Origin of the sequence: Tritonibacter sp. SIMBA_163, from assembly GCF_046535935.1 — a bacterium.
Lineage (GTDB): Bacteria > Pseudomonadota > Alphaproteobacteria > Rhodobacterales > Rhodobacteraceae > Epibacterium > Epibacterium scottomollicae.
In genome coordinates, this window is sequence record NZ_JAWJBP010001323.1 from 1 (window position 1) to 236 (window position 236).

General features: G+C 61.4%; 1 protein-coding gene. It reads right to left on the reverse strand.

The features are described from left to right. Positions 1-50 precede the first annotated feature (50 nt). Positions 51-236, reverse strand: a 186-nt coding sequence (locus R0J92_RS26595; RefSeq protein WP_411053889.1) for a hypothetical protein, incomplete at its 5' end; no start/stop codon positions are given.

Here is a 236-nt window from a genome sequence, read left to right on the forward strand (position 1 = left end):
CGGAGCTGCCAGTGCCGGGCTTGCGGGAGCGGGTCGCGGGTATCGCGCTGTTATGCGAACCTTTCCTTCTGCGTGCGGGAAGCGAAGGTGCGTCCCGGCGGGCCATAAGTGATGACGCCCGAGATCTTCTTCGCCACTATGCTTGGCCGGGGCATGTCCGCCAACTTGAAAATACTGTGAAACGTCTTGCGCTTCCGGCACGCAGTGAAATGATTGGGAAATCCGACGTCGCCGCG